This is a genomic window from Coprococcus eutactus (assembly GCF_025149915.1).
In the GTDB taxonomy this organism is placed as follows: domain Bacteria; phylum Bacillota; class Clostridia; order Lachnospirales; family Lachnospiraceae; genus Coprococcus; species Coprococcus eutactus.
This window is the reverse complement of sequence record NZ_CP102278.1, coordinates 2,022,501-2,043,585: the sequence shown is the minus strand read 5'-3', so window position 1 is coordinate 2,043,585 and position 21,085 is coordinate 2,022,501. Positions and strand designations below refer to the sequence as shown.

The 21,085-nt window shown below is 43.1% G+C and carries 16 protein-coding genes (1 of these 16 running past the window's edge); 15 read left to right on the top strand and 1 reads right to left on the bottom strand.

Annotation, left to right across the window (positions count from 1 at the left end; all coding sequences use genetic code 11):
- The 9 genes from NQ536_RS08905 to NQ536_RS08865 all read left to right on the top strand — a co-directional run bounded on the left by NQ536_RS08905 (position 1) and on the right by NQ536_RS08865 (position 11,724).
- Positions 1-4,317 (top strand): response regulator, encoded by a 4,317-nt coding sequence (locus tag NQ536_RS08905; RefSeq protein WP_004849091.1) that lies wholly within the window; start codon positions 1-3, stop codon positions 4,315-4,317.
- A gap of 60 nt (positions 4,318-4,377) precedes the next feature.
- Complete coding sequence (gene purE / locus NQ536_RS08900) at positions 4,378-4,866, top strand: 5-(carboxyamino)imidazole ribonucleotide mutase (protein WP_004849089.1); 489 nt, start codon at positions 4,378-4,380, stop codon at positions 4,864-4,866.
- 149 nt (positions 4,867-5,015) lie between these two features.
- Positions 5,016-5,903 (top strand): Rossmann-like and DUF2520 domain-containing protein, encoded by an 888-nt coding sequence (locus NQ536_RS08895; RefSeq protein WP_004849087.1) that lies wholly within the window; start codon positions 5,016-5,018, stop codon positions 5,901-5,903.
- Positions 5,900-6,727: a 3-methyl-2-oxobutanoate hydroxymethyltransferase gene (gene panB / locus NQ536_RS08890; RefSeq protein ID WP_004849086.1), complete on the top strand. Its 828-nt coding sequence runs from the start codon at positions 5,900-5,902 to the stop codon at positions 6,725-6,727. Before NQ536_RS08895 ends, panB begins: the two co-directional genes overlap by 4 nt.
- 18 nt (positions 6,728-6,745) lie before the next feature.
- Positions 6,746-7,591 (top strand): pantoate--beta-alanine ligase, encoded by an 846-nt coding sequence (gene panC / locus NQ536_RS08885; protein WP_004849084.1) that lies wholly within the window; start codon positions 6,746-6,748, stop codon positions 7,589-7,591.
- Position 7,592: 1 nt separating this feature from the next.
- Positions 7,593-8,804 (top strand): bifunctional phosphopantothenoylcysteine decarboxylase/phosphopantothenate--cysteine ligase CoaBC, encoded by a 1,212-nt coding sequence (gene coaBC / locus NQ536_RS08880; RefSeq protein WP_004849083.1) that lies wholly within the window; start codon positions 7,593-7,595, stop codon positions 8,802-8,804.
- 20 nt (positions 8,805-8,824) lie between these two features.
- Positions 8,825-9,289 (top strand): VanZ family protein, encoded by a 465-nt coding sequence (locus NQ536_RS08875; protein WP_004849081.1) that lies wholly within the window; start codon positions 8,825-8,827, stop codon positions 9,287-9,289.
- Entirely contained in the window at positions 9,276-9,590 is a 315-nt protein-coding gene (locus tag NQ536_RS08870) for a hypothetical protein (protein ID WP_004849078.1), read from the top strand. The genes NQ536_RS08875 and NQ536_RS08870 overlap by 14 nt, the downstream gene beginning before the upstream one ends.
- Positions 9,591-9,618: 28 nt before the next feature.
- Positions 9,619-11,724, top strand: coding sequence for an aminopeptidase (locus tag NQ536_RS08865; RefSeq protein WP_004849076.1), 2,106 nt, complete (start codon positions 9,619-9,621; stop codon positions 11,722-11,724).
- 116 nt (positions 11,725-11,840) lie between these two features.
- On the opposite strand, the gene NQ536_RS08860 is transcribed toward NQ536_RS08865, so the two are convergent.
- A complete protein-coding gene (locus NQ536_RS08860; RefSeq protein ID WP_004849074.1) occupies positions 11,841-14,150 on the bottom strand; it encodes a diguanylate cyclase in 2,310 nt (769 codons plus the stop codon).
- A gap of 299 nt (positions 14,151-14,449) precedes the next feature.
- Here NQ536_RS08860 and purM point away from each other — a divergent pair, with 299 nt between their 5' ends.
- The 6 genes from purM to radA all read left to right on the top strand — a co-directional run.
- Positions 14,450-15,475 (top strand): phosphoribosylformylglycinamidine cyclo-ligase, encoded by a 1,026-nt coding sequence (gene purM / locus NQ536_RS08855; protein ID WP_004849073.1) that lies wholly within the window; start codon positions 14,450-14,452, stop codon positions 15,473-15,475.
- The gene (gene purN, locus NQ536_RS08850; RefSeq protein WP_004849072.1) at positions 15,469-16,095 is read left to right on the top strand and encodes a phosphoribosylglycinamide formyltransferase; all 627 of its coding nucleotides are present in this window, start codon (positions 15,469-15,471) and stop codon (positions 16,093-16,095) included. The genes purM and purN overlap by 7 nt, the downstream gene beginning before the upstream one ends.
- An 11-nt stretch (positions 16,096-16,106) precedes the next feature.
- The gene (purD, locus tag NQ536_RS08845; protein WP_004849070.1) at positions 16,107-17,378 is read left to right on the top strand and encodes a phosphoribosylamine--glycine ligase; all 1,272 of its coding nucleotides are present in this window, start codon (positions 16,107-16,109) and stop codon (positions 17,376-17,378) included.
- Positions 17,379-17,528: 150 nt separating this feature from the next.
- A complete protein-coding gene (locus NQ536_RS08840) occupies positions 17,529-20,006 on the top strand; it encodes an ATP-dependent Clp protease ATP-binding subunit (RefSeq protein ID WP_004849068.1) in 2,478 nt (825 codons plus the stop codon).
- A 144-nt stretch (positions 20,007-20,150) separates the two neighbouring features.
- Positions 20,151-20,567: a hypothetical protein gene (locus NQ536_RS08835; protein WP_004849067.1), complete on the top strand. Its 417-nt coding sequence runs from the start codon at positions 20,151-20,153 to the stop codon at positions 20,565-20,567.
- A gap of 107 nt (positions 20,568-20,674) precedes the next feature.
- On the top strand, positions 20,675-21,085 hold the start of the coding sequence (gene radA / locus NQ536_RS08830; protein ID WP_004849065.1) for a DNA repair protein RadA. The gene runs 951 nt beyond the window's last position; the window shows 411 of its 1,362 coding nt (coding positions 1-411); its start codon is at positions 20,675-20,677; its stop codon lies beyond the right edge, outside the window.

The following is a 21,085-nucleotide window of genomic DNA, read 5'->3' as shown; positions in this document are numbered from 1 at the left end:
ATGAGAGACCAGCTAAAAAGAAGGCTTAATATAGTAAGAATATTTGCAATCGCATTTGCCGTGGCAGTTATAATGCTGCCACGGCAAATGGTGCGTGCAGACAGCGATTTCACATCGGATTATAGCCAGCATACATTTGCCGGGGACGAGGGCTTTGACAGTGGAGAGGCAAACTGTGTATGTCAGTCCACCAGTGGCTACATATGGATCGGAACAGACAACGGAATATACAGATACGATGGCAGCGAATTTACACTGTTTCCATTGGACTCCGATGAGGACGGAACAAAGTATTCAATAAATTGCATATATCTCACAAGTGATGACAAGTTGTATGTGGGAACTGACAACTATGGTCTGTACGTCTATGACAACGGTGCATTTAATCGTGTTGCGGAGACTTACAACCTCGGCGTTTCTACGATAAATGCCATGTATGAGGATGATAAGGACCAGTTATGGCTTGCATCCTCATCAGGCATATATTATCTCACCAGTGACGGTGTGAAAATGGTTGATGATGAAGGAATATCAGGATACAATATCGGAAACATATCTGGGTATGACGGAACTATCTATGCCACGGCAAATAATGATGTGCTGATAAGGGTTGATGAGAATGGTGAGATAACAGTTACCTCAAAGTCGAGTTATGGCATAGATGATATCAACTCGCTGTACATTGATGAGAATGGTACGAGATATTACGGATCAGCCGGATACAGTATATTGACGATAAATAGCAAGGGCAAGGTCGGTGTCATCAGCACAGGAAGCCTGCACGGTATAAACAAGATATATAATGACGGTGAGAAGATATGGATTCTTGCGGATGACGGAGTGGGTTACATCACCTCCGGGAATAAGATAGTCAATGTGGAGAGCCTTAGATTCAACGAATCCATGAGCGATATGATAAAGGATTTTGAGGGTAATTATTGGTTCACTTCCTATAGAAAGGGACTGTTGTTTCTTGAACAGAGTAAATTCCAGAATGTGACTATGAAGTATGGCATAGATAGCTCTATAGTCAACTGCGTAACCAGTTACAATGGCAGTATATTTATAGGAACTGATGAGGGACTGTATGTTGTCGACTCAAATGGCAGGATAGTGTCCGGAAGTGATAATGAGCTTGTGGCTCAATTATACGGTATAAGTATACGAGACCTGTATGTGGATTCAAGCGATAAGCTGTGGATAGCAACATACAAGATATATGGAGTTATAAGAGTTGACCGTAATTGGCAGTACAAGAGCTTCAACAGGAGTGAGTCTGCTCTTGTGAGCAATTCTGTCAACTGTATAACGGAGATGGGGCCTGACAGTGTTGCGGTTGGCACGGAGAACGGAATATCCATAATAGGCTCGGATGAAACGATCAATAATATATCAAGAATGGATGGACTGGACAATCCGGATATCATAAGTCTTTATGTGTCTGATAATGGAGACCTATACGCTGGATCCAACGGTGCCGGTATCTACATCATCAATTCAGATTACAGAGTGACAAATATGGCACTCGATGACAATCAGAAGATGAGTGTAGTGACAAACATGGTTGAGGGAAGCAGTGGACTATGGATAGGAACTGATAATGGACTTTATTACAGGGAAGGTGCGGTAAGACAGATAACTACGGTCGACAATACCAACAGCATATATGATATGATCCTGGATTCTGCTGGATATCTGTGGATATTCGGATCAAGGGGAATGTACAGATATTATGAAAAGGACATATTGAGTAGTGCGTCCCCTGAATATATCAGCTTCTCCAAGAACGATGGCATAATTTCCAATATAACAGAGAAGTCAACCAACTATGTGTCTAATTCAGGCACTGTATATGTGTGCTGTGATGAGGGATTGTGCAAGATTAATCTGGAGTCAGAGTATGTGAACTCGGTGGCACCGAAAGTAAGGGTGGCATCTGTTGAGGTTGATGGAAAGGATTATCCGGTATCTGACCTTGATGGACAGATAGATGTTCCAAAGAATACGAACAGAATAACCATAAAATTTTCTGTCCTCAGTTATGTTAACAGAGCAGATATAAATGTAAATTACTATCTTGAGGGATTTGAGAGTGAGAAGAGAACCCTCACGGGAACAGACAAGATGGAGGTTGAGTATACCAATCTTGAGGGGGGAACATACAAATTTGTCCTCACGGCAAACAATGCTGATGGAGTCGAATGTGAGCAGCCACTGACATTTGTCATAGACAAAGAACTTGGATTCTTTGAGACAAACCTGGCAAAGATGCTGGGCATTATACTCATACTTCTCCTTATACTGATCGGAGTGGTGGTTGCGAGAAGCATATTCAGAACGCTCAGAAAGCAGAATGAGCAGGTGGAGGAACTTAGCAAGAAAAGTGAGGAGGCTGAGAAATCTAATCAGGCGAAGAATGGTTATGTAAACTATCTCAATCACGAGATAAGGGCACCGCTCAACAATATTATATCCATATCAGAGATAGCCATGCGCGGCTGTCAGGATACCCATAGCGATGAGTATATACAGTACAGCAGACTTTACTCAGCTGGACGGGAGATACTTGATATGTCAGATGGAATATCAAAGCTGTCAAACCTTAAGGATGATATCATTGATCCTGAATTTAAGCAGTATTTTGCATCTGATCTCATAGAGGAGCTATCGGAAGAACTTGGCGGAATGATCAACAGGGATCTTATAGATCTGAAGGTTAGCATCGAGGACAAGATACCTAATGGTCTCATAGGAGATATGCAAGCTATCAAGGAGATAATAGAGGATATATTTGCATGGTCTGCCAGCACGACAAAAGAGGGATATATAAGTATAGATGTGGATTGGCACATGGCCAGAAATGCTGAAAATGATGATCATACACCGGAGACTGCCGATAATGAGGAGTATATGGAATACATAGACGAGCCAGTGACGGAGATATCCAGCATATTTGACCAGGATCATGATGAAATATACCTTGACTTCAAGATATCAGATACTGGACTTGGAGTAAAAGAAGAGAGACTTGATACGATGTTTGAGCTTGATGATTCGTATGAGAGATCAGACATAGGAATGTTCAGGGTGAGTCTTGGACTTGCTATTGCGAAGGAGCTAGTAAGACTGCTTGACGGAGAGATAAATGTCGAGAGTATATATGGAGCCGGTACAACCATAAGGTTCAGCGTGAGGCAGTCGGTATTTGATTATAGTTATGTCAACTACAATGAGAGAAAACGTAAAGAGATGGCCAGAAGAAATGCAAACTCACATCTGTGGCTGCCTGATGCAAAGATTCTTATCGTTGATGATTCAGAGATAAGTCTTCAGGTGGAAAAGACCATATTTGATACTTACGGACTTGATTGTGATACTGCGACATCGGGATTCGACGCACTTGACAAGGTCATGGTGAATGGATATGACGTTGTGTTCATCGACACAGTAATGCCAGTCATGGATGGTATCGATACAGTGAGGGAGATAAGGAATCTAGACGGCGAAGAGTTTAAGAAAATGCCTATCGTTGCACTTTCGGCCAACACGGTTGAGACATCAAGGGAGGAGATACTCACATCGGGATTCAATGATATCATAGTGAAACCGATAGAGCTTGACCAGGCAGAGGCGATGCTGAGAAACTACGTTTCGGAGGATAAGGTCAAGGAGAAGAATACAGACCTTACCCAGAATGGGGATGACATGAATTATATTGAGGATGCTGTTATCCTCAGAAGATTCATCGCGGTTGAGGATACTGTCAGAGTAATGGGCGGAAGCTTCAGGACGTTCAACACATTTGTAAAAAATTACAAGGAGGAGTATCAGGAGGAAGTCCAGATGCTCAGAACGTATATAGATGACGATGTCAGACGCTACAAAAATATCATTCATGATATCAAGAGCAGCAGTGCAAACCTAGGAGCCTACGGTATTGAGAGAAAGGCTGCCAACCTGGAATCAGCCATAAATATAGGAAATCAGCAGTACGCCAGAGATAACACCCGCGATTTCGTCGCGATGATGAACGATTTCTTCAAACAGATAGATAAATATATGGCGAAGATAAACCATGTTATTAAGCCAGAGGAGAAGGAATACCGTGACGGCATCAACAAGGGAAAACTTAAAGAACTAAGAGCTTTTCTGAGGGCAGGTGACAGAGAACCTGTGGAAAGCCTTGTCAGCGAACTCGACAGATACCAGTACGGTGATATAGATACAGAATTTTTTACCGCGCTCAAAGAGTTTGTAGCATCCGGGGATTATCAGACATCTAGTGAGATGATAGACCAGTATCTTAACAGTCAGTAACATCAGCAATGATGACAACAAAATATAAATCATAAACTAAAAGAAAAGAGGAAAAGAAGAATGAGAGCAGCAATAATCATGGGATCGACAAGTGATCTTCCAAAGGTAGAACCAGCAGTAGCAATACTCAAAGATTATGGTGTTGAGGTGGATGTCAGATGTCTGTCAGCCCACAGGGCACATGCAGGCCTTTCGGAGTTCATAGAGGAGGCAAATAACAATGGTACAGAGGTTATCATTGCGGCAGCGGGAATGGCAGCAGCACTTCCCGGAGTGGTTGCTTCACAGACAGTGCTTCCTGTAATCGGTGTACCTCTCTCAGGGGCAACATTAGACGGAATGGATGCGCTTCTGTCAATAGTGCAGATGCCATCTGGAATCCCTGTTGCAACAGTAGCAATAAACGGAAGCAAGAATGCGGCATATCTTGCACTTCAGATCATTGGAGTAAACAATGAGTCTGTAAAGCTCAGACTTATGCAGGAGCGCAAGGATATGGAGAAGGCAGCAATGAAGGCAAATGAAGAGGTAATAGAGAAGTTTAAGTAAGATTTTGTTTCTTTACTTTTAAAAAAGGTAATGTTAGTATGTGGAATGGATGGTATTCGAAAGAAACTATACCTGAACTTTATTCTGCCAGACAGAGGAATACATATACTTTACAGATACTGAAGAGATGTATATAAGCAGGTGATTGTATGAGGATTGGATTTATTGGAGCTGGGAAAGTAGGATTCACATTTGGCAAATATATAACCACAAAGATGGTTGTTTCAAAGCCTGAACATATTCAGCTTGAGGTTAGTGGTTATTATAGTGCCCACAGTGAGAGCGCAGCGGACGCAGCAGAATTTACCGAGACCGTTATGTACAATAGCTTGGAAGAACTTTGCAGTAACAGTGAAGTTATCTTTCTTACTGTTCCAGATGGACAGATAGGAGAAGTCTGGAGGAGACTAAAAGATCTTGACATACGTGGCAAGATCATTTGTCATGCCAGCGGGGCTATGACATCAGATATTTTCTCAGGTATAACGGAGGCGGGAGCCTTTGGTTATTCGATTCATCCTATGTATGCAATAAGTTCAAAGTACGAATCCTATAAAGAAGTGGACAATTCATTTTTCACCGTTGAGGGAGATGACAGATATGCGGACCGTATATGCTCAGTGATAGAGACCCTCGGAAACAGATGTGTGAAGATATCAGGAAAGGATAAGGTGAAATATCACAGTGCGGCCGTATTTGCCAGCAATCTTGTGACGGGGCTTCTCGCCACATCACAGGAGCTTCTGAGACAGTGCGGATTTTCTGAGGAGGAAGCACAGATGGCGATCATGCCATTGTTTCTCGGGAATGCGGAAAATGCTGCAGCAAAGGGCCCGGCAGACAGTCTGACCGGGCCGGTAGAACGGTGCGACATTGGAACTGTGAAAAAGCACATGGCGGTACTTTCCGGCGATGAACTGCAGGCTTACACTGCGGTTTCTAGATGCCTTGTACCGGTTGCACAGAAAAAACATCCGGACAGAGATTATGAGGATTTGATACAGATTTTGGACGGAATAGGAGAATTAAAGTTATGAAGAACACAACGACGACACTTATGCAGATGAAAGGTACAGACAAGAAGATATCCATGATCACTGCATATGATTACACCACAGCAAAGATACTGGATGAATGCGGTGTCAACACGATACTGGTGGGAGATTCATTAGGCAACACGATCCTCGGCTATGAGGATACGATATCAGTCACAGTTGATGATATGATCCACCACAGTGCGGCGGTTGCCAGGGGAGCAAAGAATGCTCTGGTTGTAACAGACATGCCATTTATGTCTTATCAGGCAAGTGTCTATGATGCTGTTGTAAATGCTGGAAGGATCATGAAGGAAGGTCGTGCCGGAGCGGTAAAGCTTGAGGGCGGTCAGGATATGTGTCCTCAGATAAGTGCTATAGTGAAGGCGAGCATACCAGTATGTGCACATTTGGGACTCACGCCACAGTCTATCAATGCATTTGGCGGATTCAAGGTTCAGGGTAAGACTGAGGCTGCGGCAAAGAAACTCATAGAGGACGCAAAAGCTGTCGAGGCAGCGGGCGCATATATGCTTGTGCTTGAGTGCGTTCCAGAGAAGCTTGCAAAGATCGTAACAGAGAGCATAAGTATTCCTACTATAGGAATAGGCGCAGGAAGATACTGCGATGGACAGGTCCTCGTAAATCAGGATATGTTTGGTATGTTCTCAGACTTCGTTCCAAAGTTTGTAAAGCAGTTTGCAAATGTGGGCGATGCCATGAGAGGAGCTGTAAAGGCATACATCGATGAGATAAATGCCGGAACATTCCCAGGACCGGAGCACACATACAAGATAGACGATGAAGTTATAGAGAAGTTATACTAAAGAACAGGAGAAAGTGTCATGATTATTTTGAAGAAGATAGATGAAGTTAGAGCACAGGTAAAGGAATGGAAGAAGCAGGGACTCACAGTTGGTCTTGTACCTACAATGGGATATCTCCACGAGGGACATCAGAGCCTTATCAAAAAGTCTGTTGAGCAGAATGACAGAACGGTTGTGAGCGTATTTGTAAATCCTATTCAGTTTGGACCAAATGAGGACCTTGAGAGTTACCCAAGAGATCTTGAGGCTGATGCAAAGCTCTGTGAGGCTACAGGTGCAGATATAATCTTCAATCCTGAACCTGAGGAGATGTATGCTGATGGATTTGTTTCGTTCATAAATATGACAGGTCTTCCAAATGCGCTCTGTGGTCTTACAAGACCTATACATTTCAAGGGTGTGTGCACAGTTGTAGGTAAGCTTTTCAACATAGTGACACCAGACAGAGCATATTTTGGACAGAAGGATGCACAGCAGCTCGCCATCATCATGAGAATGGTGAAGGATCTGAACTTTGATATAGAGATAGTTGGATGCCCTATAATCAGGGAGGCTGACGGACTTGCGAAGAGCTCAAGGAATATATATCTGACAGCCGAAGAGAGAAAGGCTGCAGTTGTTCTCAGTAAGGCAGTAAAGCTTGGACAGCAGATGATCGCTGACGGTGAGCGCGAAGCTGCAAAGATAGTTGGAGCTATGAAGGAGCTTATATCAGCAGAGCCGCTTGCCACAATAGACTATGTAGAGATGGTAAACATGGATACCATGCAGTCCATCGAGAAAGCAGAGGGACATGTACTCTGTGCCATGGCAGTGAAGTTTGGCAAGGCGAGACTTATAGATAACTTTATAGAGGAGTTATAAAATGTTAAAAGGAAAGACGGTCGTTCTCGGAGTTACGGGAAGTATTGCGGCATATAAGATAGCAAATCTTGCCAGTATGTTGGTGAAAAAACATGCGGACGTTCATGTCATAATGACAGAAAATGCCACCAATTTTATCAATCCTATTACATTTGAGACACTTACTGGAAACAAGTGTCTTGTGGATACGTTTGACAGGAATTTTCAGTTCAATGTTGAACATGTGGCGCTCGCAAAGCGTGCGGATGTATTCATGGTAGCTCCGGCATCGGCGAATATCATAGGCAAGATAGCCAGCGGAATAGCTGACGACATGCTCAGCACGACCATCATGCCAGCAAAGTGTCCGAAGATAATAGCACCGGCCATGAATACCGGAATGATAGAGAATCCAATAGTGCAGGACAATATCAAAAAGCTTGCATCATATGGATATGAGATAGTTGAATCCGCTTGTGGATATCTTGCATGTGGCGACACCGGAAAGGGGAAACTCCCCGATCCGGAGGTGTTGCAGGATTATATATTGAAGGCAATTGCAAAGGAAAAGGATATGGCAGGCGTGAAACTGTTGGTTACGGCGGGACCTACCAGGGAGGCGATTGATCCTGTGAGATATATTACCAACCATTCAACGGGCAAGATGGGATACGCCATAGCAAGGCAGGCGATGCTGAGGGGGGCGGATGTCACTCTTGTCACAGGCAAAGTGGAGATAGAGCCACCAAGGTTTGTAAATGTGGTCGACATAACATCAGCTCAGGATATGTATGAGGCGGTTATGTCAAGAAGCAGGGAGCAGGATGTTATCATTAAGGCTGCCGCTGTGGCTGACTATAGACCAGCGGAGGTTGCCGAGCATAAGATAAAGAAAAAGGATGGTGACATGAGTATACCTCTTTGCAGAACAAAGGATATACTCCTGGCACTTGGAACCCAGAGAATGGAAGAGGGGATAAAGGATCAGATCATATGCGGTTTTTCGATGGAGACGAGGGATCTTGTTGAGAATTCCAGAAAAAAGATCGATTCTAAACATATAGATTTGATAGCGGCAAATAATTTAAAGGTCGCGGGAGCGGGATTTGGTGTGGACACCAACGTTCTCACTCTTATAACAAACGACGAGATCAGGGAACTGCCAATGATGTCAAAGGAAGAGTGTGCAGACATGCTTCTTGACAGGATAATGGAGATGCGTGCTGCTGATTAAGTCGTAGTGGGAGTGTTATCTTGAAGCAAATAGATAGAAAAAAGTTCCGGGCGATATGTCTGGTGCTGTTTGTGCTTTATATAATCTGTATCGTTTATTTCCTTATTTTTAGTGATATGTTTGGAAGAAGCGGTTATGATGAAAGACGTTATAATCTTCATCCGTTTCAGGAGATAGAGAGATTTATAATATACAGGGATCAGATATCCGGTTGGAGTGTATTTCTGAACCTGTACGGCAATATCATTGCATTTGTTCCATTTGGCATGTTGCTCAGATGGGCGAGAAATAAGAACACAACGTTTTGGCAAGCTTTGCTGTACTCCCTTATGTTTACGCTTGCCATAGAGATATCACAGTACATAACGAAGCTTGGGGTATTCGATATCGATGACATCATCATGAATACGTTGGGTGGAATCGTAGGATACTGTATATATTATGTCACAGCAAAGCTGCTTAGGAGATATCATGCAAAGAAGTAAAGAATTCAGAGTTTCGGCGCCGGGAATGCCGACGGACACGATAATAGGATACTTTCTTGGAGGCTTTGGCGGGCTGTTTATCATCATATCAATAATAAAGTCCATCCTTACACAGGGAAAAGTCCAAAGGGTGTACGGAGTTTTGATGGTGAGCGCTCTGATAATGGCGTTTACAGGGATTGTTTTCTCTGTTATAGGATACAGAGCTGACAATGGTGGAATAACCGGCAAGAAGATGGCTATCATAATGAATGGAGTAGTGTTTGGACTGTCGATTATATTTTTATTGATGGGTTTGTAATAATACGCTGGAAAAGAGAGGACGCGAGATGAATTATTATGACAACTTTATAGAAGAATTTGATGATATAGAAGAACGCTATGAACTAGTACTCAGCAGGATAAGACAGATAACTCATGAATCAGTTGTGAAGCAGCCATATGGTGGTTACTTTACCCATGTTGCAGCGTTCATAACCCGCATAGGGGATGTTCTTGAACTGGTGAGGAAGGATGCCCTTTCAGACAGGAGTCTGTCTCAGCTTGAGGCGATGAACCATGGCCTTTACAGTGATATTCTAGGAGATAATTATAATAAGAGTTACGCCAATTACAGGTATATCACCGATGAGTTCATGAAGGATTATTCAAGAGAGAAAAACGAAATAAAGAAAATAGCCCAGCTACTTGGATTTGTATATAACGAGATAAGAGGCATGACTGTGTATGCATTTGAGGGCAGAATAGTTGACATAACACTTCTTGCGGAGTTATTTGTCCAGATATATTTTATGTTCCAGGATAATTTTACGGTAAAAGAACTAGAGGATGTTATATATTACTTTGAAAATGACTATGCTGAGTTTTTTATGTCATACAGAATAAGAGAGCAGCTCAGTCCTGATCTCACATTTGCGACTGATATAGTTATGAACAGTGATCTTGAGGATGTATCATACCTCTATAAATACGGAGAATACATCAGTAAAAACGAGATCGATACTGCAATATATCTCAGCACCTTTACGGAGGAAGAAATAGAGTCAATGGCGAGAACATACACTGAAGGCTACAGACTCGGATTTGAGGCTGCCAAGATAGATCTGTCAGCGAAGAAAACTGTCAATATAAGATACTTCCTCGGCCAGGAGAGAATGGTAAAAGCTGCCATAGAACAGTTCCGTGCCATGGGACTTGAACCGATATGCTACAGGTATGCGGTTTCGCGTATAAACAGAAGACTTATCAGTCGGGTTGGATATTCATCAACGGTTCCGAATAAACAGCTTGAATATGATCATAGGATGGATGAAGCGCTGTTTCTTGACAAGAAACTTATGGAGAGAAAGCTTGAGGTGCTCAGACAGGCATACAGGAATCTTGCACATGAGGCGTCGGTTTATGCAGGTCCTGCGGTCATTGAGGTGTTTGGTGAGAATCCATTTGAACCGGTATCATGTGATGCAAATCCTGTGCTTGATAAAAAACAACAGGAGATTCAGGTTGAGTACCGAACAGAAAGTGCTCAGATAGTAAATGAGTATATTGAGCAAGATAAGTGCAGTTTTACAATAATTGCATATCCTATACCAGAGATTGGCGACAGATATCGTGAGATATTTAGAGATACAGTTAGAATAAATACCCTTGACAATGAGCTATTTAGGCATATACACCAAAATATCATAGATGAGCTGGACAAGGCAGATCGTGTGAGAGTTGTGGGTAAAGGCAGTAATGAGACAGACATGCTGGTCATGCTTCACGAGCTGGATGATCCTGCAAAGGAGACAAACTTTGAAAACTGTGTTGCAGACGTAAATATTCCGGTCGGCGAGGTGTTTACTTCTCCAAAACTCACGGGGACTCATGGAATTTTGAATGTGAGTGAGGTCTATCTCGATGGCCTCAGGTATGTGAACTTGAAGCTGAAGTTTGAAGATGGAAAGATAGCGGGATATGATTGTGACAACTACAGTGACCACGACATGAACCAGAAGTTTATAAGAGAAAATCTTCTTGGAGGTAGGGATACATTGCCTATAGGAGAGTTCGCCATAGGAACAAACACTACGGCGTATGTGATGGCGAACAAATACAATATTGTCTACAAGCTTCCGATCCTTATTGTAGAGAAAATGGGACCGCATTTTGCAGTGGGAGATACATGCTATAGCTGGAGTGAGGACAACAAGCTCTACAATCCTGACGGCAAGGAGATAGTCGCAAAGGACAACGAGTGCTCGATTCTCAGAAAGACAGATCTGGCAAAGGCCTATTTCAACTGCCATACAGACATAACTATCCCATACGATGAGATCGGCGGTATATACGCACTTCATTCGGACGGCACCGAGACAGCCATCATAGAAGATGGAAGATTTGTATTACCGGGAACGGAGAAACTCAACGAGCCTCTTCAGGAGAGAATATAAAAGCAAACTGTTATCAAAAGATTAAACCGGCATCAACTCTTTATTTTGAGATTAACCCTCAAAATAAAGAGTTGATGCCGGTTTTTATCAACACGTTTTGTCCTGTAGGTCTAAAACTATTTAATAATAGACATTCTCTTGTATCTCTTGTTGGTATAGAGTGCGCTGTCAGCCTGAGAGAGAAGATCTTCTATTGTCTGTTCCCCATCGCATGTGAACTCTGTAACACCGACACTCATCTCTATGAAGTATGGCTTGCCACAGGTTGCATTGAGCTCTGCGGAGTACTGTTTGATCCTGTTCTGAACCTGTGCTACATAATCCGGATCGCCTGTAAATGCAAAGCATACAAATTCATCTCCACCGATTCGCCCGATGACATCGTGAGGACCAAAGCTCATCGACAGGATGTTGGCGATATTCTTCAGAGCAAAATCACCATCCTTGTGGCCAAACTTGTCATTTACGACTTTGAGTGAATCCATGTCGGCAAAAAGCAGTATAGCCTTGAGCCCGTGGTTTGAAGGAATGTTGATGTAATACTCAACACGCTCCATGAATCCTCGCCTGTTGTATATTCCGGTAAGCTCATCAGATGTGGACAGATGGTTCAGCAGTTCATTTTTCTCGTGGATCTCGTTGAGTGAGAGCTTTAACTGTTCCTGAGTTATGTTCTGTTCCCTGAGCAGGGTCATATATTTAAGTGCTGCGCCAAGCTGTAGGCTTGTTGAATATATGGTGCCAAAGCTGGCAACGTCAGTGTTGCAAATAAATATGCCATGGTGGTCTTCGTTTGTAAATATAGGCACTATCACTGATGTAAAACGTTTGTCATAGTATGTGTATTCATTGTCAAATATTTCGGTTGACGGGATCCTTCTTGATTCGCCGAACAGAACCTGGCTGTTGTTTGGATTGTAGAAAGCCTGTAAGAACAGTGACTTTGGAACAATCCAGCTTCCTGAGTCGGTGATCTTTATCTCATCATCGTAGGTGTATATGTATGCTCCGTTATAATTCAGAGCTTTGAGTTTATTAAGGATAGAAGAGTAAGTTTTGTTGAGATCGTCTCCGTAAGTGAGAGTATCTCTTGTTATGTATATGGACGACCATCCAAGAATCCTGTTCTCCTGCATCTGATTATGCAGACTGTTTGACATAAACAGTGACAGGGCATTGGTGATAGCTGCATTCAGATTGTTGAATTCAAGCCTTCTGGCCGGGCTCATGCTACAGCTGGAGAATATGGAAGCCATCTCCCTGAACATGTAGGTGATCTTCTGGACAGGGTAGAAATCCGTTATGTTGGACTCTAGACGATTCTTTATCTTGTCGATTATATTTCTTTGAAGATATGGATCGGACCTGTCGTTCTTAAGCACCCTGATAATATCTGCAAATATATCGCTGAATGATTCGATAACCTTGTGTGAGAAGAAGGAATCCCTGATCTCATCAAAGAGTGTATGATCCAGTATGTCTACTATCTCTGAGTCACTCAGTGAAAGAAGCTCTGCAGGGGTGGAGACTATATCATTCTCACGGCACAATCTGCATCCACATGAAAGTCTCTTTATAAAATGAGAATTCATTGTTTCAGATCTGGCAGCCCCGGTCTTTGCAAGACTTACAGCTCCATAGATAGCGCGGTAGCCAAGCTCACAGGAATTGATATTTACGGTTGTGAGAGGCGGATCCATGTTGACAGATGATGTGGAATCATCAAAACCGATAACAGACAGATTCTCACCTATGCGAAGTCCTCTTTTCCTGAGTTCAGCGTAACCGGCTATAGCCATCTGGTCATTTGCAAATACAATGGCATCCATGTCTGGATTATTATCTATGAGGGTACCGATCTCGGAACCACAGTATTCGGAGAAGTCTCCGTGTACTATCATATTGTCAGTGACTGTATATCCATGTTCAGAAAGAACTTCGCGGTATATGTTTAAACGTTGGTTGCTGTCTGAATTGTTCTCCTTGCCAGCGACAAAGCAGATATGCTGACTGTGGTGTTCATTTATGAGATGTTCTATCGCAGTTCTCATGCCCACGTGATTATCAGTCATGATGCATGGGTATTCATCAAGCTTTTCTTCCAGCGTAAGGATAGGTATTCCCTCAAAATGAGAGAGAAACGCATGGATATCCTTTTCTGATAAAAACGAAGAGATAGCTCCCACTGATACTATGAGTGCATCGAGACACTCAGGATGGGCGTAGTAAAAAATAGAATTATACTGATAGTCATATAATTGATTGGCTGGATCATTAAAGGAAGCGTTGAGGAACATACCTGGGAAGACTATGAGATTGCAGTCCAGTTCTTTTGCTGCAAATTCAGCCCCCTTGCATACTTCGATAGCATAGTCATTATCGATATGACATGTAAATATTCCTATGTTAAGTCTGTTGTTAGTCATCTGGGCACTCCTTTGTATTATAATTACCGTTGACCAAAATTGTTGATAATTTATTCGTAAATAATTTTGACCTAATTCAAATCACAGCCTGTTGTAATTATAACACATGCTATATTTATTAGCAATTTGTAATAATGAAAAGGTTTACAAAGCAATCTTTATAATCTATAATTTATGGGAATGTTTGAATGGGAGTGAACTCCCATATGATGAAGGCGGGGCGTGGCACTGATATAAGTGATCATGTATGGTCACTGTTGATCGCGCCAGCCAAAAACGGATAACAGGAGGATAAGAAATTGGATTACAAGAATGCCGGAGTAGATATTGAAGCTGGATACAAGTCGGTGGAGCTTATGAAGAAGCACATCAAGACTACCATGAGACCTGAGGTGCTTGGCGGAATAGGTGGATTTGCAGGAGCATTTAGCCTTGCTAAGATCAAAGACATGGAAGAGCCTATACTTCTGTCAGGAACAGACGGATGCGGAACAAAGGTTCAGCTGGCTTATATTATGGATAAGCATGATACTATCGGAATCGATGCAGTTGCAATGTGTGTAAATGATATCGCATGTTCTGGTGGAGAGCCACTTTTCTTCCTCGACTATATAGCGTGTGGTAAAAATTATCCAGAGAAGATTGCAACTATAGTAAGCGGCGTTGCAGAGGGATGCAACCAGTCTGGAGCTGCCCTCGTAGGTGGTGAGACAGCAGAACATCCGGGACTTATGCCTGAGGATGAGTACGACCTTGCAGGATTTGCAGTAGGTGTTGTTGAGAAGAAGGATCTTATTACAGGAGAGAGCATCAAGCCTGGAGATACACTTATAGGTATTGCTTCAAGTGGAGTGCACAGCAACGGTTTCTCACTTGTAAGAAAGGTTTTCGAGATGACAAAGGAATCTCTTGATACATATTACGACGAGCTTGGCAAGACACTCGGTGAGGCACTTATTGAGCCTACACGAATCTATGTAAAGGCTCTCAAGTCAGTGAAGGATGCAGGCATTACGATCAAGGGATGCAGTCACATCACAGGTGGTGGATTCTATGAGAATATCCCAAGAATGCTTCCAGACGGAGTTCGTGCTCAGGTTAAGAAGGATTCATATGAGGTGCCAGCTATATTCAAGCTTCTCGCAAAGAAAGGCGATATAGATGAGCATATGATGTACAACACATACAACATGGGAGTTGGTATGTGTCTTGCTATAGACACTGCAGACGCAGATAAGACTATTGCAGCTATAGAAGCTGCCGGTGACAAGGCATTTGTTCTCGGTACAGTTGTAGCTGGCGAAAAGGGAGTAGACTTATGCTAAAGGTTGCAGTTCTGGTATCAGGCGGCGGAACCAATCTTCAGGCCATCATAGATGCCATAGAAAATAAAGTCATAACAGATACAGAGATAGTTGCAGTCATAAGCAACAACAGGAATGCATTTGCTCTTGAGAGGGCGAAGAAGGCAGGGATAGCAGCGGAGGTCGTAAGCCCTAAGGATTACGCAGACCGCGCAGAGTTTAACGAGGTACTTCTCGCAAAACTTCAGGAGACCGGTGCGGATCTCATAGTCCTCGCAGGATATCTTGTGGTCATACCTGAGATAGTGATAGATGCATATCCGAACAAGATAGTAAACATACACCCATCACTCATACCGGCGTTCTGCGGAACAGGCTACTATGGACTTAAAGTTCATGAGGCAGCTCTCGCAAGAGGTGTAAAGGTTGTAGGTGCAACGGTTCATTTTGTAGATAAAGGTACTGACACAGGTCCTATCATAATGCAGAAGGCAGTTGCAGTACAGAATGGAGATACACCAAAGGTTCTTCAGCAACGTGTTATGGAGCAGGCTGAGTGGAAGCTTCTGCCTGCGGTTATAGATAAGATAGCCCACGGCAAGGTTCATGTGGAAGATGGTATAGCAGTCGTGGAAGATTAGGAGGAATATCCATGAAAGTATTGGTAGTAGGAAGCGGCGGAAGAGAGCATGCTATAGTTACAAGTATTTCAAAGAGCGATAAAGTATCCAAAATATATTGTGCACCTGGCAACGCAGGTATCGCAGCACTTGCAGAGTGCGTTGATATAGGTGTGATGGATTTTGACAAGCTGGTTGCATTTGCAAAGGAGAAGGAGATTGATCTGGTAGTGGTAGCACCGGATGATCCACTTGTTGCAGGTGCGGTTGATGCATTTGAGGCAGCTGGTATCAGAGCTTTTGGACCTCGTGCGAATGCGGCGATCATAGAGGGATCAAAGGCATTCTCCAAGGATCTCATGAAGAAGTATGGTATACCGACAGCGGCTTATGAGAATTTTACAGATCCAGACTCAGCGATCAAGTATCTTGAGACAGCTACATTCCCTATAGTTTTAAAGGCTGACGGACTTGCACTTGGAAAGGGCGTTCTCATATGCAATGACCTTGAGGAGGCAAAGGCAGGTGTCAAGGAGATCATGCTTGACAAGCACTTTGGTTCAGCGGGCAATACTATGGTTATAGAGGAGTTCATGACAGGACGTGAAGTATCAGTTCTCTGTTTCTGTGATGGAACAACTATCAAGCCTATGACATCAGCGCAGGATCACAAGAGAGCAAAGGATGGAGATCAGGGACTCAACACTGGCGGGATGGGAACATTCTCACCAAGTCCTTTCTATACAAAAGATATAGACGAGTACTGCATGGAGAATATCTACAAGCCGACTATGGCAGCCATGAAGGCTGAGGGCAGAGAATTCAAGGGAGTTCTGTTCTGCGGACTTATGATGACACCTAACGGTGTTAAGGTTCTTGAGTACAACGCAAGATTTGGCGATCCGGAGGCTCAGGTAGTACTTCCACGTATGAAGAATGATATCATCGATGTCATGGAGGCATGTATCGATGGAACACTTGATAAGATAGATCTTCAGTTTGAGGACAATGCGGCAGTTTGTGTCGTTCTTGCATCAGACGGTTATCCTGTATCATACAAGAAGGGTTATCCTATACACGGGCTTGAGAATTTTGACGGTAAGGATGACTACTTTGTATTCCATGCCGGAACAAAGTTTGACGGCGATGAAATCGTGACAAATGGTGGCCGTGTACTCGGTGTTACAGCAAAGGGCAAGGATCTCTTCGAGGCACGTGCAAATGCATATGCTGCAACTGAGTGGATCACATTTGACAATAAGTATATGAGACACGATATAGGAAAAGCTATTGACGAGCAGTAGGATAACTTTTGAGGTTTGAAGTTGCAGACATGAAATTATAAACAAATATTTATACACACAAAAGAGGTTTTGAGATATAATGTTTCAAAACCTTTTTTACTCTGTATGAGAGTGCGAAGTTAAAAAACTGTGATAGGCGAGGTGAGATTTATGAAATTGCCATATAGCAAAGAAACGGAGTTAGTTTTAAAAGAGGCTAACAAAGTAGCGCGAAAGCTGGGACAGAACTTTGTAGGAAGTGAACATATGATACTGGCTCTGGCGTCGGTCTCGGATACAACAGCGTACAGCATATTGAATAATAACGGACTGGATATAGCAAAGGTGGCACATGCGTTGAAGTTCATTTTGGAACCGGGTGGGACAGTCACCAGGGAAAAGGACAAATATACTGAGACGGCAAGACAGATACTTGAGGATGCACAGGCGGAGGCGGCAAGACTGTCATCTGACGAAGTCGGAACAGAGCATTTGCTGCTTGCCATACTAAAGGTTCAGAGCTGCGTTGCTGTGAGACTTATGCAGATAGAGAAGATCAATATACAGAAGGTATATATAGATATATTGATGACTTGCGGAATGGACGCAAATGTAGCAAAGAAGGAATATGCATCCGTCAAAAAGAAGAAGGCAAAATTGGGCGTTTCCACACCAACACTAGATAAGTATTCAAGGGATATCACCATGGAAGCAAGACATGGAAATTTGGATCCTGTTGTTGGAAGGGAGAAGGAGATCCAAAGAGTCATGCAGATACTCAGCAGGAGAATGAAGAATAATCCTTGTCTAGTAGGGGAACCGGGAGTTGGAAAAACTGCGGTGGTGGAAGGCATAGCTTATATGATAAGTCGTGGCAATGTGCCGGATACGGTGAAGGGCAAGAGACTGTTGTCCCTCGATATATCTGGAATGCTTGCAGGTTCCAAATACCGCGGTGAATTTGAGGACAGGATCAAGAAGGTCATCCAGGAGGTAATGATGTCTGGGGATGTTATCCTGTTTGTAGACGAGCTCCATACACTGGTTGGCGCAGGAGATGCAGAGGGCGCCATAGATGCCTCAAATATACTTAAACCATCGCTTTCACGCGGTGAGATACAGATGATAGGTGCCACAACAATAGCTGAGTACAGAAAATACATTGAGAAAGATGCAGCTCTTGAGAGAAGATTTCAGCCGGTGAATGTCGAAGAACCGACAAGGGATGAGGCTGTTGATATACTTAAGGGACTGAGATCGTGCTATGAGCAGCATCACGGAGTAGAGATAAGTGATGAGGCAGTTGAAGCGGCTGTAGATTTGTCTGTAAGATATATCACGGACAGATTCCTTCCGGACAAGGCGATAGACCTGATGGATGAAGCATGCTCCAGGAGACGGCTTGGATTTTCTGCCCAGGGAATTGTTCAAGACAGGAGTGTGGCAGAACTTGCGACACTTGACAGTGATCTTGAGACTGCACTCATTTCTGGCAACATAGAAGAGGCGGCAAATATAAGACACAGACAGGAAGAACTTGCGAAGAAGACGGCTCGTAGTCAGTTGGCAGGAAGACACAACATTATTGTTGGGGAAAATGACATAGCTGACGTTGTCTCAGTGTGGACGAAGATACCTGTCAGCAAACTAACCGAGAAGGAGTCAAAGAGACTTGAAAAGCTTGAAACTGAACTTCACAAACGTGTGGTGGGACAGGAAGAAGCCGTGTCCGCCGTTGCAAAAGCGATAAAGAGAAGCAGGGTAGGCCTTAAGGATCCAAGAAGACCTATAGGAACATTTCTGTTTCTCGGTCCGACAGGTGTGGGTAAAACAGAACTTTCAAAGGCACTCGCAGATGTAGTATTTGGAAGTGAGGATGCGCTTATCAGAGTTGACATGTCGGAATACATGGAAAAACACAGTGTGTCAAAACTTATCGGTTCACCTCCGGGATATGTAGGATTTGAGGAAGGCGGACAGCTCAGTGAAAAGGTGAGAACAAATCCGTACTCAGTGATACTGTTCGACGAGATAGAGAAAGCGCACAGCGATGTGTTCAACATACTCTTGCAGGTTCTCGATGACGGTCATATAACTGATTCACAGGGAAGAAAGGTGGATTTCAAGAACACTATTATTATCATGACGTCAAATACAGGCGCCCAGAGAATTATAGACCCTAAACAGCTTGGATTTGTCACAGTACAGGATGACAACAAGGAACATGAGGACATGAAGAAAAACGTTATGGATGAGCTCAAGAGGACGTTCAAGCCTGAGTTCCTCAACAGAATTGATGATACCATCGTGTTCCATGCGCTCAGCGAGAAGAATGTGCGTGACATAGCAGGACTTATGCTGAAGGAACTCAAAAACAGAGTTCAGGCTCAGATGGATATAGAACTTAAGTTTACTGATAATATGAAGAAATATATCTTCGAGAAGGGATATGACAAGAAGTACGGTGCAAGACCATTAAGGCGTGCAATACAGACATATGTCGAGGATGAACTAGCGGAGGCTATACTTGCCGGAGGTGTCCATAAAGGTGAAGTGGTTACTGTGACGGTCAAGAAGATCAAGGGTGAAAATGGCTCCGTGACTGAAAAAGTATCACTTACTGCAAAACAAAAGAATATAGAAGACTAATTGGTTCGATATATGTGGCATGCTTACGAAGTAGAAAATAATATTAAAATTTAGTGAAAATGCATAATTATGTAGAAAAATGCATCCCGTTACTGTATAATGAAAAGCACTAACGGATAGTAAAAAACAGGAGGAGAAATTTAAATGGCAGTTGTAAGCGATTTGATAAATGTACAGGAAGATTCATTAGAATTTGGTAATTATGAACTTGGATCAAAGACCAAGAAGGATGGCTTTGAGTTTCAGGGAGATATATACAAGATAAAGACATTCAATGAGATCACAAAGCTTGAGAAGAACGGTCTGTTCGTGTACGAGTCAGTTCCGGGAACAGCAGTACATGGTTTCAAGGCAGACGAGAATGATGTAACATTTGTTGTCGAGGGACCGGAGAATGCATCTATAACACTTGAGCTTGAGCCAGAGACAGAGTACAAGGTTCATGTCGATGATGTATATGTCGGCAAGAACAAGACTAATCTTGGTGGCAAGATGAGCATAAGTGTTGATCTCGAAGAGGGAAGACCTGTCAAGGTAGACGTAAAGAGAGCTTTTGATTAAACAGATAGGTTAGACCGATTTGGAAGAAATAATAAGATCAATAGGATAACAGAGAATCTTAATATCTGTTATTAGGATTATAAAGAGAGTTTCACAGGAGAATATTTATGGCAAAAGAAAAACAGGTGTTTTTTTGCCAGGAATGTGGATTTGAATCGACAAAGTGGATGGGGCAGTGCCCTGGATGCAAGGCCTGGAATTCATTTTGTGAGGAGAAAGTGACGGTAGGCGCCAAGAGTCAGTCCGGTAGAAGGACTGTCGTGGCGCCTACAAGCATTTTAGAGGTTGAGACGACTGACGAGACACGATTTACCACAGGAATAGGCGAATTAAACAGAGTGTTAGGTGGCGGAATAGTGAGTGGTTCACTGGTGCTTGTGGGAGGAGATCCAGGAATAGGTAAGTCCACCATATTGCTGCAGATGTGCAGAAACATGTCCGAGATGGGACAGAAGATACTGTATGTGTCGGGTGAGGAATCCCTTTCACAGATAAAGATGAGGGCGGAGCGTATAGGA

Bases quoted from the DNA above. Each gene is read 5' to 3' on its own strand.
- NQ536_RS08835 (WP_004849067.1), top strand. From the start codon at position 20,151: ATGGCAGTTGTAAGCGATTTGATAAATGTACAGGAAGATTCATTAGAA.
- coaBC (WP_004849083.1), top strand. From the start codon at position 7,593: ATGTTAAAAGGAAAGACGGTCGTTCTCGGAGTTACGGGAAGTATTGCG.
- NQ536_RS08865 (WP_004849076.1), top strand. From the start codon at position 9,619: ATGAATTATTATGACAACTTTATAGAAGAATTTGATGATATAGAAGAA.
- NQ536_RS08860 (WP_004849074.1), bottom strand. From the start codon at position 14,150: ATGACTAACAACAGACTTAACATAGGAATATTTACATGTCATATCGAT.
- purD (WP_004849070.1), top strand. From the start codon at position 16,107: ATGAAAGTATTGGTAGTAGGAAGCGGCGGAAGAGAGCATGCTATAGTT.
- NQ536_RS08905 (WP_004849091.1), top strand. From the start codon at position 1: ATGAGAGACCAGCTAAAAAGAAGGCTTAATATAGTAAGAATATTTGCA.
- panB (WP_004849086.1), top strand. From the start codon at position 5,900: ATGAAGAACACAACGACGACACTTATGCAGATGAAAGGTACAGACAAG.
- NQ536_RS08870 (WP_004849078.1), top strand. From the start codon at position 9,276: ATGCAAAGAAGTAAAGAATTCAGAGTTTCGGCGCCGGGAATGCCGACG.
- NQ536_RS08840 (WP_004849068.1), top strand. From the start codon at position 17,529: ATGAAATTGCCATATAGCAAAGAAACGGAGTTAGTTTTAAAAGAGGCT.
- panC (WP_004849084.1), top strand. From the start codon at position 6,746: ATGATTATTTTGAAGAAGATAGATGAAGTTAGAGCACAGGTAAAGGAA.
- NQ536_RS08895 (WP_004849087.1), top strand. From the start codon at position 5,016: ATGAGGATTGGATTTATTGGAGCTGGGAAAGTAGGATTCACATTTGGC.
- purE (WP_004849089.1), top strand. From the start codon at position 4,378: ATGAGAGCAGCAATAATCATGGGATCGACAAGTGATCTTCCAAAGGTA.
- purN (WP_004849072.1), top strand. From the start codon at position 15,469: ATGCTAAAGGTTGCAGTTCTGGTATCAGGCGGCGGAACCAATCTTCAG.